Below are 14,280 nucleotides of genomic sequence, written 5' to 3' on the forward strand. Positions count from 1 at the left end.
GCTGAAAACTTGTCTGGGCTATCAGAGGTCAGCTATCAGTTATCAGATGATTTCGTTTAGGATACACGTATCCATATTCAATGTTAATCCTCAATAGACTTATTATCTCTGAACAGGAGCGGCAATGGCTGAAAGCTAAACGCTGATTGCTGAAAGCTGGCTACTACCCCGAACAGGAGAAGGCCCAACTGAAAACTAATAACTGAAGGCTGAAAACTAATCACTCCCACTAAATCACTTCGGCGGTGGTTTCAGATTGATCTCCGGCTCCAACGTCCAGTTGGCTTTAAAAGTAAGCTTACGATCCAGGGGCACAATGATCTCGGGCTGTATATGTTTGAGAAAATTTCCGGCATCCCATTTCCCATTCCCGTTCCGGTCAAAAAGCACCTGCAGATCATAGTCGCCCGGAGCGTATAAATCAATCTCAAGAATATTCGAGTGGAGCGGGAACGCATTTTTCAGTTGATCGCCCTGCGAAATCAGCAGCACCGGATGTACGGACGTATCCAGGTTATTAAAAGTGATCCGTGCCTGCCCGTAATCTTTCCTTGCCAGTGTTGAAAACTTCAACGTATCGGGTTTTAGCAGGCCCCGGTCCAGGCTGTCGGAGGCAAAATCCTTTGGCAGGATCAGGTTATACTTTGTGCCCTCCTGCCACTGGATGTTCATGGTAATGATTTTCCGGGTACTGTCCAGTGTAAATTTATACCCGGTGGCGGGCGTAAATGTACTGTCCGTTGTCAGCACCATTTTTTCCGGGAAATAGTTCTTTAAAGGCGTTGGGAATGTGATCCTCAGCGGCGCCAGCAGGTCCTGCTGTTGCGACTGTAAATTGGTTTGAAACTTCAGCCGTTTTTCTTTTTTGTCAATCTCCTGCTCTTCGGCGGCGCCTTTGCCTTTTTGCTCTTCTTCTTCTACATAAGCGTAAAGCCGTACCGGCGGAGGCGGAATGGGGCGCACAACAATGGGCGTATCGGCAAACGCAAATACCTGTTGTTTGCTGGTATACATATAAGAGCTGCCTTCGCTCTTAATGGCATAAAGCCGGTATGTGCCGGGTCTCAGGTAACGAAACAGGAAATTGCCGTTGCTGTCCAGTTTCGCAATATAATCGGGGTTTTGTTTATACACGGAGCTGTCTTCCAGGTTGGAATGCAGCATTACCGTTAAGGTAGAATCCGGTTTTACGGTTCTCGCCATTTTTACGTTGCCGCTCAGCTGAAGCGAATCAAAATAATCGCCGGTGGTAACCACATACAACATATCCTTGGCCTTATTCCCCTCGGTAATATCTTTAATTACATTGGTAAAATTAAGCACATAAGTAGTGTTGGCTTTCAGACTGTCCTTAAGACGCACGGTAACTGTTTTCAGTTTGCGGTCTACCTGGGGCATCACTTTAGGAAGGGGAGAAATTACCAGGTTCTGGTACACATCATTCAGATCCACATATTCGTCAAAGTAGAAGGTGATCCGCTGCTGGTCAAAATGTTTGGTTTCATTCGGAGGGGTCACCCGAACGATCTGCGGCGGCAGACTATCTTTTGGTCCGCCCGTAGGGGCAATGATATTGGCGCATCCGCCGCCTGAATAAATCAACACGATAACAGCAGCAGCAGCGAAAAATAAACCCGTAAGACGCTTTATTTGCATATGAATTGCAAACATAATCGCTTTTAGGGAAATGGAACGCGTCGCGGTGCTTAGTGATTGTTAATATCTGTGGTTTATAAACCGGAAAAGGCTTTCCCTGAGCCAATTAAACAGGCTAACAGGTGTTTTGTTCCGCTGGATTGACAGGATGGGGGCCGCATTTTCTGTTTTCCGGTGTATCTTTGCAGGATGCAATTTTCTTCCGGTTTATTGGAGTCAGCGGTTAATGAGTTTGCAAAACTTCCGGGTATTGGTAAAAAAACGGCGCTGCGCCTGGTGCTGCACCTGCTGCGCCAGGAGCCGGGGGAGGTGAGTCGTTTTAGCGAAACCATCGACCGGATGCGCAGGGATATTTGCTTTTGCAAACGCTGTTTTAATGTAGCAGACGGTGATTTTTGTTCGGTTTGCTCCAATTCGCACCGGCAGCAGCATACGATCTGCGTGGTAGAAACCATCCGGGACGTGATTGCTATTGAAAGCACCCAGCAATATAATGGCACATACCATGTGCTGGGTGGGGTTATTTCCCCGCTGGATGGCGTAGGCCCGGATCAGCTGAATATCGGATCCCTGCTGCACCGGGTGGAGCATGAAAAGACGGAGGAGCTTATTTTTGCCTTAAACCCTACCATCCAGGGCGATACCACTATTTATTATATTCAGAAAAAACTGCAGGATCAATCCATACGTATTACAACCATTGCCCGGGGCATCGCTTTTGGCGGTGAGCTGGAATATGCAGATGAGTTAACCCTGGGCCGCAGCCTGCAAAACCGGCTTCCGGTGGAGAAGTATATGAGCCGGTAGGCAGGCTTTTAGCAATCAGCTATCAGCATTCAGTCATCAGGCACAGGCCGGAGCTTTGGCGCTGAAAGCTAATTGCTGATCACTGAAAGCTAAAAAAACCTACCTTTGCACCCGCAGGCGGATTTGTTTATTGTTCAGCCTGTTTAAAAATCTGAACTAATAAACGTTAGAATTCCTGCTAAAGATTTTCCACGTTTATTTTTTTGGGTTACAGATTCCGGCAACTTCGTTGCCATCACTAAAATTTTGTACAATGAGCAAAATAAAGGAACTGTTACAGCAACGCATACTGGTACTGGATGGTGCTATGGGTACCATGATCCAGCGGTATAAACTAACAGAGGAAGATTACCGGGGTGAGCGGTTTCAGAACTGGCACTCCGATGTAAAAGGCAACAACGACCTGTTAAGCCTTACACGGCCGGATGTTATTAAGGCCATTCATAAGAAATACCTGGAGGCGGGATCGGATATTATCGAAACCAATACCTTCAGCTCTACTTCTATTGCACAGGCTGATTATGATATGCAATCCCTGGCTTATGAACTGAATGTGGCTTCTGTAAAATGTGCCCGCGAAGCGATCGATGCCTTTGTAAGTGAGCATCCGGAGACCGGCCCAAAGTTTATTGCTGGTGCTATCGGACCACTGAATAAAACGCTTTCCCTTTCGCCGGACGTAAACAATCCCGGTTACCGGGCCGTAACATTTGACGAAGTGGTAGCCGCCTATACGGAACAAATTCACGGACTGGTGGATGGCGGAGCCGATCTGCTCCTGATTGAAACCATTTTTGATACGCTCAATGCAAAGGCGGCGATTTTTGCTGCCAAGAAATTTTTCAGGGATCACCCGGAAAAAGCAGCCCGTTTTGAAAATGGTACGGAAGGCGCGCCGGTAATGATCAGCGGTACCATTACGGATGCTTCCGGAAGAACGCTGAGCGGTCAAACGCTGGAAGCCTTCTATATTTCAGTAGCGCATGCAGCCCCGCTGAGTGTGGGATTGAACTGCGCGCTGGGCGCCAAAGAAATGCGTCCGCATGTGAGCGAGCTGGCCCACCTGGCCGGTTGCTATGTGTCTGCTTATCCCAACGCCGGGTTACCCAATGCGATGGGCGAATATGACGAACTTCCGGAAGAAACGGCGGCGTTCCTGGAAGACTGGGCGAAAGAAGGATATGTAAATATTGTAGGCGGATGCTGTGGCACCACACCCGAACATATTGCCGCCATTGCCAAAGCAGTAAAGGGGGTAACGCCACGGGCATTACCGGAAGTTGCGTATAATTAGTGGTTGCGACAAACTGCAACCGGATGATCGTATAACATTTTAGCGTCACCGTATGCCGCGGTGGCAGGTGACTCAAAGAAGTATTCATGTCAGCAAGTACAAAAATTCATTCTTATTTAAGTTTATCGGGGCTTGAACCATTGGTGGTACGGCCGGAAACGAATTTTATAAATGTAGGGGAACGAACCAATGTAACCGGCTCCAAAAAGTTTGCGCGCCTGGTCCGTGAAAACCTATATGAGGAGGCGTTGAGCGTGGCACGTCAGCAGGTAGAGAACGGGGCACAGGTCATTGATATCAATATGGATGATGCCCTGCTGGATGGGGTGCAGGCCATGACCACCTTTATTAACCTGGTACAGAGCGAACCGGATATTGCCAAAGTACCGGTAATGATCGATTCATCAAAATTTGAGATCATCCAGGCGGGACTTAAATGTGTGCAGGGAAAATGTATTGTTAACTCCATCTCCATGAAGGAAGGAGAGGAGAAGTTTATAGAACAGGCCATTATCTGCAAAAGCTATGGTGCCGCAGTGGTGGTGATGGCTTTTGATGAACAGGGACAGGCCGATACGAGGGAACGCAAAGTGCAGATCTGTCATCGTGCCTATAAAATACTGACCGAAAAAGTGGGGATCGCTCCACAGGATATCATTTTTGATCCGAATATTTTTGCCATTGCCACCGGCCTGGAAGAGCACAATAATTACGGGGTCGATTTTATCGAAGCGGTTAAAGAGATCAAGCAGCTGATGCCGGCTGTAAGTATCAGCGGTGGTGTAAGTAATTTATCGTTTTCCTTCCGGGGCAATGAACCGGTACGGGAGGCCATGCATGCTGTATTTTTATACTATGCCATCCGTGCGGGAATGAATATGGGAATTGTGAACGCCGGACAGCTGGTAGTATACGATGAAATTGAGCCCCAGCTGCGCCAGTTATGCGAAGATGTGATCCTGAACCGGAACAATGAAAACAATGAGGCCACGGAAAAACTGCTGGCCTTTGCCGAAACCGTAAAGGCATCTGGTAAGACCGAAAAAAAAGACCTGGCCTGGAGAAATACACCGGTAGAAGAACGGCTGAAACATGCACTGGTAAACGGTATTACGGATTATATCGATACCGATACGGAAGAGGCCCGTTTGAAATATCCGCGCCCGCTGGATGTGATTGAGGGCCCGCTGATGTCAGGAATGGATGTGGTGGGTGACCTGTTTGGTTCGGGCAAGATGTTCCTGCCACAGGTGGTAAAGAGCGCCCGGGTAATGAAAAAAAGTGTAGCCTGGCTCACGCCTTTTATTGAGGAAGAAAAGCTGGCCAATCCCGACCTGGACGAAGATACAGCGCCTACTATTTTGTTGGCGACGGTAAAAGGAGATGTACATGATATTGGTAAAAACATTGTGGGAGTGGTGCTGGCCTGTAATGGCTATAAGATCATCGACATGGGAGTAATGGTACCCACGGATAAAATACTGGATACAGCAGAACGGGAAAAAGCGGATATTATCGGGCTTAGCGGGTTAATTACGCCTTCCCTTGATGAAATGGTGAACGTAGCGCATGAAATGCAGCGGCGCAATATGCCGCAGCCCCTGCTGATTGGAGGCGCCACCACCTCCCGTATGCATACGGCAGTAAAGATCGCTCCGCAATTTGATAAAGGAGTCGTACATGTGCTGGATGCTTCCCGTAGTGTAACTGTAGCCGGCTCTTTGTTAAGCCCGGAGCAGAAGCCACAGTTCCTGGAAAACATCAAAGCAGAATATACCAGGCTGGCAGAAGATTTTGCCAGTAAGAAAAAAGTAAAAGAATTCCTGCCATTCGGGGAGGCACAAAAAAATAAAGCAGCCATTGACTGGACCGGTTTTGAGCCGGTGGCACCTTCTTTTACCGGCGTGCGCAGTTTTAGCAATTATGATCTGTCGGAAATACGGAAATATATCGACTGGCAGCCATTTTTTATTTCCTGGGAGCTGCATGGCAAGTTTCCGCAGATACTGGAAGATCCTGTTGTAGGCAAAGAAGCTACAAAGCTGTATGAGGATGCCAATAAGATGCTGGATCAGATCGTTGCGGAACAATGGCTTACGGCCCAGGGCGCTGCCGGGTTTTGGCCGGTAACAAAAACGGCAGATGACACGGTATTGGTACATCAAAGCGAGGGAGAAACCATACCGCTTCAATTCCTGCGTCAGCAGATTAAAAAAGCAGCAGGGCAGCCCAATCTGAGTCTGGCAGATTTTATTTGCCCATCCCCTGAGTCTGATTTTATCGGCGCTTTTTCAGTAACTATACATGGTATAGAGCCGCACCTGGAGCGGTTTATTGCGCAGAATGATGATTATAGTAAGATCAATTTACAAGCCTTGTCCGACCGTTTTGCAGAGGCCTTTGCCGAGCTGCTTCATGAAAAAGTACGGAAGGAACTATGGGGTTATGAAAAGGAAGAAACCCTGTCGAACGAAGAGCTGATACAGGAAAAATACCGGGGCATTCGGCCGGCACCCGGCTACCCGGCCTGTCCGGATCATACCGAAAAATATAAATTATTCAACCTGCTGGGCGGGGAAGCCGGTACCGGTATTCACCTGACCGAGTCCCTGGCGATGTACCCGGCTTCTTCGGTATGCGGCTGGTATTTCAGTCACCCCGAAAGCAAATACTTCGGCGTTGGAAAGATCCAGGAAGATCAGTTCCTGGATTATGTGCAACGAAAGGAAATGCCGGAAGATGAGCTCCGGCGCTGGCTTCGGCCCGTGCTGGAATAAGGCATCAGGCTTCCAGCTCTTTCAGCAGCGAATCAAAATAATGGTCAAAGGAGGCGGTGGCATAGCCCAGGAGGCGACCGTTCTTTCCCAGTTCGGAAGAAACGATGGATGCTTTTTCCCGGATCTGTGTCATGCAATAGGTATTAATGGCCTGCTGCATGGGCAGCGTGATATACTGTCGGGCTTCGGCAATCTTACCCCCCAGGATGATCAGTTCCGGGTTAAACAGCTGGATGAGGGTTGAAATGCCTTTTCCCATATTGGTGCCAATATTGGATAATAGCTTGATGGCATACTGATCACCGCGGTTGGCGGCTTTAATGACCACTTCCGCCTCAATATTATCAATTTCTTTTTCAGAAAGCTCTGCCAGTATCGAATTCTTCCCGGAAAGGATCCCTTCCTTGGCCATCTTGGCCAGTGCCAAACCGGAGGCTACCGTTTCCAGGCAACCGTGTTTGCCGCAATAACACAGATCTCCATTATCAATAAACGGAATATGTCCCATCTCTCCGGAAAAACCGGAGGTGCCCTGCCGTACCTTTCCATCCATGATAATGCCCAGGCCAACACCCCAGTCCATCAGCAATACCAGCGCATTCTTTTTGCCCAGGGCCAACCCATGCCGCAGTTCGGCCAGGGCAGTGCCTTTTACATCATTCTGCAATACCACCGGCAGGTTAAATTTTTCTTCAAACGCGTGCTGGAGTGTTTTCCCCGGAATATCGTTGGTGAGATAGCTGTAGTTTTCACCCTGGAAGGAGTCTACCAGTCCCGGCATGCCAATGCTGACACCGATCAGGCGGCTTTTATCGATGCCCGACTGATCCAGCAGGGCTACGGCTGTCTGGTGCACCTGGTCGATCCCCTGCCGGTCTTTCGATAAGGTATGCACCGTAGTTATAATGGGCGTGCTTTCCTTGTGCACATTGTCCATAATAACCATCTTCACACTAAACAATTCAATATCGATACAAAGCGTGTATAGCGACCCGGCCCTTAAACCAAACAGGTCGGGCTTTCTGCCACCCATTGATTTGCCAAAACCTCTTTTTTCGATCCAGTGTTCCTTGCTCAGTTCGCCCAGTAGTTTGAGTGTGGTGGGTGTACTTATAGACAATGCTTTACAGATCTCTCCCACGGATGCGGCGTCTACTTCATACAAATATTTCAGCAGCCGTACTTTAAAAAGGTATTGCTTCCTGCTTTCAGATAGCAATAAGGGTTGTTCGCTCTCTACAATCGTTTTTGATTTCATGATCCGGTCTGTTTCGTTAAGGCTACCGAAAATAGCTAAACTTATTTTAAAAATTTAATCAAGAATCGAAAATCGATCAAAAAATAAAGAAGATTTTATTATTAAATGTTTTTTTTGCTTAAATTCTATATGAATGATGCTTTATAATCAGGATCTGTAAAAGTTTTTTAATTCCCGGAAACCCTGCAGGATCCTTACGGGCCGAAAATTATAAAAGAGGATCACCGGGGAAGAAAAAAGAAGTCAAAAGCGATGAAAAATAACAGTGGGTTAATAGGATAAGCCTTACTTTTACACATCGAAATCCAAAACTGGCCAGGAAAACAATCAAAAAGATAACTATAATATATACCGGCACACCGTTCTGTGTGCCCGGAGACACAATGTGGCTGCTCTTAGCCCTCTAAACCGCAGGCCGCCGGAGTTATAAAGCCGGCGGCTATCTTTTTTTGTAGGTGATCTTTACCGGAACCACGCCGTCATCCAGCATACCAAGCTTCCGGGCCGTTTTTTTGCTTAGATCAATGATCCGTCCCCGAACAAATGGACCGCGGTCGTTGATGCGGACCTTTACCCGGCGCCCGTTCTTCAGGTTGGTAACTTTAACGATGGTGCCAAAAGGCAGGGAGGGATGTGCCGCCGTCTTTTTGTTTTGACGGAATACGGCACCGCTGGCTGTTTTCCGGCCGATAAAACTGTCTGCATAGTAAGAAGCCTTACCTGTTTCGCTGATCCTATGGCTGCAGGAAGCGCCAATCACCAGTAATGCAAGCAACAGGAACAAACAGCGCATCATGAGGACGGGTGTTTATGAGCGTAAGCAAACTTGAGGTAGATCATGGTTAACGACAGGCAAAGAATGACCGCATTGGTTAAAATGATCACCCAGTCGTTTTTGAGAGCGCCGTAAATGATCCACAGGATCTCATTCACTGCGGCAATGACAAACATCATCAGCGAAATGTCTTTTACCGATTTTTCGCGGATCGTTTTCAGTACCTGGGGCAAAAATGTAAGGGTGGTAATGGCCCCCGCAACATAGCCTAAAATATCAACTCCGGATATAATCAGTGACATATGATTGATTTTATTGCTTGGAAAGCCTGCTGTTTGTAGCGGTCGGTTTTTTCTTATAGTAAGGACTCAGATCGATGATTTCCACTTTCCTGAATTCAATAGGATGGCCTTCGCTTTGCAATGAAATATACCCCGATTGTAAAAGTTGCCCGTCTTTCTTTACGGCCGGGTCAAAATGGGTAACACTACCGCCTCCGATCTGTGGTTTCTGGTAAACCAGCACCGTGTCGCCATTGGCGATATGTTTCACCACCGAATCACCCAGCACTAATATTTCGGCCCGTACCCATTCCTCGTTACGAAAGGTTTTTGAGGTAGAGTTGATGCAATGTTGCGTAACCAGTTTCCCGTTCATTTCCACATTGGTTCCGGGCGTGCACAAATTACAGGTGCTGCGTTCACCGGTAGAATCGCCGCCCAGCAACTGTACTTCAATGGAAATAGGAAAGTCCTGGTCCTTGCCCATGGTAGCCGGGGGCTGGCAGTGAATCATAACACCGCTGTTCTTGTAAGCCCATCCGGGTGCACCGGGCGTCTGTTTACCTACAAAACGGTATTCCACCGCCAGCAGGTAATAAGAGAACGGAATTTTATAGAACAGGTGGCCAAAACGGTCATCGAAGGTTTTATAATGATCGTAGTTCACCGTAAGTTTTTTATCCACCACCCGGAAGGTATTGCCAAAATTGTCGCCATAAGCATAACCGGTGATCTTGGGTGCCCATCCGGAAAGATCCTTCCCGTTAAAAAGCTGTACCCATTTCCGGGGAAAATGCTCCTGGGCATTTGAGAAAAAGGAAACGGCTGATAAAAACAGGAGGAAAAAGATCCGCATAAAAAATAATTTTTTGAATAATGATATCGAACGTTTAAAGGTAGTATTTTATAAAATTCCTGCAAAAACGGGTATGCTAATGGGAATATTCAAATTTTCACCGTATTAAATCAATGCCCTCTGAAGCCGGTCTGTCGCTGCGAAGCTGGAAAAGTTGTTTACAAAAGATTTGTTGACAAAATTTTTGTAAACAAAAAAACTGTCAACAAAACGGGCGTAATCAAATTTGTTTACAACAGTGCGCGTTTAAAAAAAAACGGTCAACAGCAGGAGGTCCTGCCGGCAGATACATGGGTTGCCGGACGGTCTGGCAATGGAGCGATCCTCCTGCTTCGGTTGTTTTGTTCAGGGCACCGGTGGAGAGCGTTGTCATTACCCGGTATGCCGGAATGAGCCGCTAACGTTTTTCAAACAGCCAGGGAATACGCCAGCGCTTCTTGATTTTGTAGTTGGTAGTGATGTACTGGCTGATGTGGCGCATGGCTTCATCAATATCGTCTGTAAGCAACACCAGGTCCAGATCTTCTTTTGAAATGGTTCCCTGGGCTGCCATACTTTCAATAGCAACCATCAGCTCTTTGTAAAATTCCTTCCCAAACAGTACAATGGGAAACTGGGTGATGGTTTTAGTCTGGATCAGTGTTACCGTTTCAAAAAACTCATCCATTGTGCCAAAGCCGCCCGGCATAATGATAAAAGCATAGCTGTACTTTACCAGCAGCACTTTTCGTACAAAAAAATGATCAAAAGTTACCGATGCGGTAAGGTATTTGTTATAATGTTGCTCAAAAGGTAGTTTTATGTTGCAGCCCACTGATTCACCACCGGTTTCAAAAGCACCCCTGTTTGCCGCTTCCATAATGCCCGGTCCGCCACCGGTCATAGTGGTAAAGCCCAGTTCCGCAATCCTCTTTCCGAATTCCGCTGCCTTTTTATAGTAGATATGATCTTCTTTAAAACGGGCCGACCCAAAAACGGTGATGCAGGGGCCTACAAAGTGAAGGGTTCTGAATCCTTTTAAGAATTGCCACAGCACATGAAAGGCAAATCCCAGTTCATAGGTCCTGCTTTTAGGTCCGTCTAAATAAATATGTTCCTTGGCCGGGATGATCCGATCGGCGCCGCTGTTCTTTTCTTTTGGATCCATATATTGTTTTATCAGGGATACGAATATAACTTATATAATTTTTTAATAACGAAATCCTTTTATTTTTGTTTTGTTTAATCAACAGTACTCTACACTATGCGAATTATAAGCTATAATGTTAATGGCATCCGTGCGGCCATAAAGAAAGGTTTTTGCGATTGGTTAAAGACCGATCCGGCAGATGTCATCTGCGTGCAGGAAACAAAAGCCCTCAAAGATGATGTAGATACCCGCCTGCTGCGGGACCTGGGTTATGAAGACCATTGGTTCTCTGCACAGAAAAAGGGATACAGCGGCGTGGCCGTATTTACAAAAGTGAAACCGGATAATATTATTTACGGTACCGGTCATCAAACCAGCGATGAAGAAGGGCGGGTATTGCAATTGGACTTTGGAGATATAAGACTGATCAATGCTTATTTTCCCAGCGGTACCAGCGGGGATCTGCGGCAGGCGTTTAAATATATGTGGCTGGATGAGTTTTATACCTACCTGTCGGAGCTCAGCAGAACAGTGCCCAAGCTGGTGCTTTGCGGCGACTATAACATTGCGCATGAAGCCATCGATATTCATGATCCCAAGGGCAATAAGAACTCTTCGGGCTTTCTTCCGGAAGAGCGGGAATGGATGACCAAATTTCTGCAGAATGGATTCAATGATACCTTCCGGATGATTCATCCGGATGAACCGCACCGCTACAGCTGGTGGAGCCAGCGTTTTCCTTCTGTAAGGCTGAATAACAAAGGATGGCGCATCGACTACATCACGGTTACCGATGCATTGAAGAAAAAGGTGGAAGATGCGGAGATCTATCCGGATGTAAAGCATAGCGACCACTGTCCTGTTTACCTAAAATTAAAACGCTGATGAAACCTGAATATATATGGAATATTACCACTAAAGTGGCTGCAGCTGTGCATGACCGCTGGTTTACCTGGCTGAAAGAAGAATATATACCTGCTTTTTTGGCCACGGGCTGTTTTTATGATGCCATGATCTTAAAACTGATGCACCATGAAGAGGATGGAGACGTTACCTACGCGGTACAGTTTTACGCCCGGTCAGGCGCAGATTACCGGCAATTTGCCGAATTGCATTACGCAGCATTAAAGGCCAAAATGAGAACCACCTGGGGTACGGATTGCTATAGTTTTGATTCGGCATTACAGGTTGTGAATTGAATGTGCATAACATTTTTGGCGGCTGGCTGAATGTTTAAAATAAGTTGTATATTCCCTGAAAGCCTTGTCCCGCGTGGATTTCAGGCGATGATATGCTGAAAGCCTTGCCCGTAAAGGGTTTCAGCGGGATTGGATATTTTGAAGACATTTTTAATGACCCTGGTTTTTTGCTGGAAGTCTTATCAGGAGCGGGTTTGCGGGGTAATTAAATAAATCAAAAAGTTTGAAGTTTTTTGTTATGGTCATTAAAAACCCTCTAATTTTGTTTCGTTATAAAAAACACTCTTTAAATATTTTATTATGAACAAAGCAGAATTGATCGACAAGTTATCCGGAGATGCCGGTATTACAAAAACACAGGCAAACGCAGCTTTAGATTCTTTTGTAGATGCCGTTACAAGAACATTGAAAAAAGGTGATAAAGTGACACTGGTAGGGTTTGGAACATTTTCTGTAACCAAAAGAGCAGCACGTAACGGCCGTAACCCGCAAACCGGCGCTGTGATCAAAATCAAAGCAAAAAAAGTTGCCCGCTTTAAAGCTGGTAAAGAGCTTTCTTCTAAGATCTAACAGCTTGCTGAAAAAAAATGGATGCTCCGTAATCTGCATTACGGGGCATTTTTATTGAAGCTATAGCCTTCCGGATACCCGGTATTTACAATTTCATCGGTGTATTTGGAGGTAAAAAGGCAAGAAACCGTACATTTGCAAAAAATTAAACCATGGGTAGAGGAGATAAAAAAACCGCAAAAGGAAAGCGTTTCCAGGGATCATTTGGCAAAAGCCGCCCTGCAAACCCTAAGAAGGCAAAAGCCGCAACAAAGAAAAAAGAAGAGGCTTAACCGGGTTGATGGTTTATAGATCATGGATCATAGAATTGCTATGAACTGTGATCTATAGGCTATGAACAGATTATGCACGCTCAGCCGGCAGGTTTGGGCTTTTTCTTTTTCCGCCTTCTGCCATACCACACCAGAAAGCCCGTTACCGGAAGCGAGGCACAGATAAGGCTTGCCACAAACGCAATAATTTTTGTGGGGAGTCCTAAAATAGCGCCTACATGTATATCATAATTAGCTCCCACTGCTTTTTCCCCTAAGTTTTTATCTTTATAGTTATAGTTTTTTAAAAGCGCACCGGAATTTTCATCAAAGATCAGCTGGTGCATGATATGATAGGAGTACCCCAGCTGTTTTACATATACTGAAAAGTTGGGGTGTTCATGGCTATCCATATGTTCATTACCCAGGTCTACGGAGTAGCCGAATGCTGTTGGATAAAGCGCTTCTACCTGGCGTCCTATTTTATCAAGGGTATGTACATTCCGCATACTATCCGGAGCCTTCGTGGTAATATGTGAAAAATCGGGGAGCCCGGTTTTTCCGCCGGAGAAACTAAAGTAAACCGCTTGCTGTATGAATGTAAAAGCATAGAACAGGCCGGTTATAGCGAGGAGCAATGCAATAAAAGAAGCATAAAACCCCAGGATACTGTGCAGGTCGTAATTTTTCCGGCGCCAGGCCTTTACGTTCTTCCATTGAAACCAAAAGCGCTGTTTCCGGGCTTTTTTATTTTTGGGCCACCAGAGGATGATGCCGGTGATGAGCATCACAAGAAAAATAAGCACCGGTATGCCGGTTACATATTTACCCCAGCCGCTGTTTAGCAAAAAGCTCCAGTGAATGATTTTAACAATGTTGAAAAAGCCGTTTTTCTCATCATACACAGCAAGTACTTTCCCGGTAAAGGGATTTACATAAACCGACTTATAGATAACGTATTCTCCGAAATAGTTCCACGCACGGGGATTGGTTTCATAATAATAAAACTGGTAAGACCGTTTTTTGTCAATGGGTACGTTCACCCAATGAATGGGATAGGACTCGCGGCATTGCTCCTGTACTTTTGCTTCCAGTGTTTTAAGGGGAAGAACGGTCTTTGTTTCGATGGAAGGCTCCTGGTGAAAGATGGCTTGTTTGCGCAGCCGGTTTTCAACTTCATCTTTAAATACATACAGGCAGCCGGTAATGGCGATTATAAAAACAAGCAGGCCGATGATCATTCCCAGCCACAAATGCAGCCTGGAGGCCCATTTTTTAAAAAAGCCCGGGGTCTTTTTTTTGTTCCGGTTTGCCCTGGAAGGGGGAGCGGAAACCTTGCCTGTATCCATAGTTGAAACAAAAATCGGTCAGGACACCGCAATATCTTTTCGCAATCCGGAGTTTCGTTTACGAGATCGGGAATTTTT

Annotated in this window: 14 protein-coding genes; 7 read left to right on the plus strand and 7 right to left on the minus strand. The window is 46.3% G+C overall.

Features of this window, described 5'->3' with window-relative positions:
• Positions 1 to 234: 234 nt before the first annotated feature.
• Positions 235 to 1,671 carry an Ig-like domain-containing domain gene (locus tag Q1V85_RS15545; RefSeq protein WP_300601387.1) on the minus strand — a complete coding sequence of 479 codons (1,437 nt, stop codon included), beginning with the start codon at positions 1,669 to 1,671 and terminating at the stop codon, positions 235 to 237.
• A gap of 174 nt (positions 1,672 to 1,845) precedes the next feature.
• Between Q1V85_RS15545 and recR the strand changes: the two genes are divergently transcribed.
• From recR to metH, 3 genes are all read left to right on the plus strand, one after another.
• Positions 1,846 to 2,463, plus strand: a complete 618-nt coding sequence (gene recR / locus Q1V85_RS15550; RefSeq protein WP_300601388.1) for a recombination mediator RecR — start codon at positions 1,846 to 1,848, stop codon at positions 2,461 to 2,463.
• Positions 2,464 to 2,716: 253 nt separating this feature from the next.
• Positions 2,717 to 3,757, plus strand: coding sequence for a homocysteine S-methyltransferase family protein (locus Q1V85_RS15555; RefSeq protein ID WP_300601389.1), 1,041 nt, complete (start codon positions 2,717 to 2,719; stop codon positions 3,755 to 3,757).
• A gap of 86 nt (positions 3,758 to 3,843) precedes the next feature.
• Positions 3,844 to 6,534 (plus strand): methionine synthase, encoded by a 2,691-nt coding sequence (gene metH / locus Q1V85_RS15560; RefSeq protein ID WP_300601390.1) that lies wholly within the window; start codon positions 3,844 to 3,846, stop codon positions 6,532 to 6,534.
• Positions 6,535 to 6,538: 4 nt separating this feature from the next.
• Here the strand turns inward: metH and Q1V85_RS15565 are convergent, their stop codons facing one another.
• The 5 genes from Q1V85_RS15565 to Q1V85_RS15585 form a co-directional block, all read right to left on the minus strand.
• The gene (locus Q1V85_RS15565) at positions 6,539 to 7,792 is read right to left on the minus strand and encodes an ROK family protein (protein WP_300601391.1); all 1,254 of its coding nucleotides are present in this window, start codon (positions 7,790 to 7,792) and stop codon (positions 6,539 to 6,541) included.
• A 439-nt stretch (positions 7,793 to 8,231) separates the two neighbouring features.
• Entirely contained in the window at positions 8,232 to 8,588 is a 357-nt protein-coding gene (locus Q1V85_RS15570) for a septal ring lytic transglycosylase RlpA family protein (protein ID WP_300601392.1), read from the minus strand.
• A complete protein-coding gene (locus Q1V85_RS15575; RefSeq protein ID WP_300601393.1) occupies positions 8,585 to 8,869 on the minus strand; it encodes a SemiSWEET transporter in 285 nt (94 codons plus the stop codon). Before Q1V85_RS15575 ends, Q1V85_RS15570 begins: the two co-directional genes overlap by 4 nt.
• Before the next feature lie 10 nt (positions 8,870 to 8,879).
• Positions 8,880 to 9,704 (minus strand): DUF1080 domain-containing protein, encoded by an 825-nt coding sequence (locus Q1V85_RS15580; RefSeq protein ID WP_300601394.1) that lies wholly within the window; start codon positions 9,702 to 9,704, stop codon positions 8,880 to 8,882.
• A 397-nt stretch (positions 9,705 to 10,101) separates the two neighbouring features.
• On the minus strand, positions 10,102 to 10,851 hold the full coding sequence (locus Q1V85_RS15585; RefSeq protein WP_300601395.1) for a TIGR00730 family Rossman fold protein: 750 nt from the start codon (positions 10,849 to 10,851) through the stop codon (positions 10,102 to 10,104).
• A 96-nt stretch (positions 10,852 to 10,947) separates the two neighbouring features.
• Here Q1V85_RS15585 and Q1V85_RS15590 point away from each other — a divergent pair, with 96 nt between their 5' ends.
• The 4 genes from Q1V85_RS15590 to Q1V85_RS15605 all read left to right on the plus strand — a co-directional run bounded on the left by Q1V85_RS15590 (position 10,948) and on the right by Q1V85_RS15605 (position 12,874).
• Positions 10,948 to 11,718: an exodeoxyribonuclease III gene (locus Q1V85_RS15590; RefSeq protein WP_300601396.1), complete on the plus strand. Its 771-nt coding sequence runs from the start codon at positions 10,948 to 10,950 to the stop codon at positions 11,716 to 11,718.
• On the plus strand, positions 11,718 to 12,032 hold the full coding sequence (locus Q1V85_RS15595; protein ID WP_300601398.1) for a DUF4286 family protein: 315 nt from the start codon (positions 11,718 to 11,720) through the stop codon (positions 12,030 to 12,032). The genes Q1V85_RS15590 and Q1V85_RS15595 overlap by 1 nt, the downstream gene beginning before the upstream one ends.
• A 300-nt stretch (positions 12,033 to 12,332) precedes the next feature.
• Positions 12,333 to 12,602: an HU family DNA-binding protein gene (locus Q1V85_RS15600; RefSeq protein WP_231007561.1), complete on the plus strand. Its 270-nt coding sequence runs from the start codon at positions 12,333 to 12,335 to the stop codon at positions 12,600 to 12,602.
• A 152-nt stretch (positions 12,603 to 12,754) separates the two neighbouring features.
• Positions 12,755 to 12,874 (plus strand): 30S ribosomal protein THX, encoded by a 120-nt coding sequence (locus Q1V85_RS15605; protein ID WP_300601399.1) that lies wholly within the window; start codon positions 12,755 to 12,757, stop codon positions 12,872 to 12,874.
• A gap of 80 nt (positions 12,875 to 12,954) precedes the next feature.
• Here the strand turns inward: Q1V85_RS15605 and Q1V85_RS15610 are convergent, their stop codons facing one another.
• Positions 12,955 to 14,202 (minus strand): PepSY-associated TM helix domain-containing protein, encoded by a 1,248-nt coding sequence (locus Q1V85_RS15610; RefSeq protein WP_300601400.1) that lies wholly within the window; start codon positions 14,200 to 14,202, stop codon positions 12,955 to 12,957.
• Positions 14,203 to 14,280 lie beyond the last annotated feature (78 nt).

This window comes from Niabella sp. (genome assembly GCF_030150205.1).
In the GTDB taxonomy this organism is placed as follows: Bacteria; Bacteroidota; Bacteroidia; order Chitinophagales; family Chitinophagaceae; genus Niabella.

Coding starts and splice junctions, on each gene's coding strand:
- metH (WP_300601390.1), top strand. CDS start 3,844: ATGTCAGCAAGTACAAAAATTCATTCTTATTTAAGTTTATCGGGGCTT.
- Q1V85_RS15600 (WP_231007561.1), top strand. CDS start 12,333: ATGAACAAAGCAGAATTGATCGACAAGTTATCCGGAGATGCCGGTATT.
- Q1V85_RS15605 (WP_300601399.1), top strand. CDS start 12,755: ATGGGTAGAGGAGATAAAAAAACCGCAAAAGGAAAGCGTTTCCAGGGA.
- recR (WP_300601388.1), top strand. CDS start 1,846: ATGCAATTTTCTTCCGGTTTATTGGAGTCAGCGGTTAATGAGTTTGCA.
- Q1V85_RS15580 (WP_300601394.1), bottom strand. CDS start 9,704: ATGCGGATCTTTTTCCTCCTGTTTTTATCAGCCGTTTCCTTTTTCTCA.
- Q1V85_RS15575 (WP_300601393.1), bottom strand. CDS start 8,869: ATGTCACTGATTATATCCGGAGTTGATATTTTAGGCTATGTTGCGGGG.
- Q1V85_RS15595 (WP_300601398.1), top strand. CDS start 11,718: ATGAAACCTGAATATATATGGAATATTACCACTAAAGTGGCTGCAGCT.
- Q1V85_RS15585 (WP_300601395.1), bottom strand. CDS start 10,851: ATGGATCCAAAAGAAAAGAACAGCGGCGCCGATCGGATCATCCCGGCC.
- Q1V85_RS15545 (WP_300601387.1), bottom strand. CDS start 1,671: ATGTTTGCAATTCATATGCAAATAAAGCGTCTTACGGGTTTATTTTTC.
- Q1V85_RS15555 (WP_300601389.1), top strand. CDS start 2,717: ATGAGCAAAATAAAGGAACTGTTACAGCAACGCATACTGGTACTGGAT.
- Q1V85_RS15590 (WP_300601396.1), top strand. CDS start 10,948: ATGCGAATTATAAGCTATAATGTTAATGGCATCCGTGCGGCCATAAAG.
- Q1V85_RS15610 (WP_300601400.1), bottom strand. CDS start 14,202: ATGGATACAGGCAAGGTTTCCGCTCCCCCTTCCAGGGCAAACCGGAAC.
- Q1V85_RS15570 (WP_300601392.1), bottom strand. CDS start 8,588: ATGATGCGCTGTTTGTTCCTGTTGCTTGCATTACTGGTGATTGGCGCT.
- Q1V85_RS15565 (WP_300601391.1), bottom strand. CDS start 7,792: ATGAAATCAAAAACGATTGTAGAGAGCGAACAACCCTTATTGCTATCT.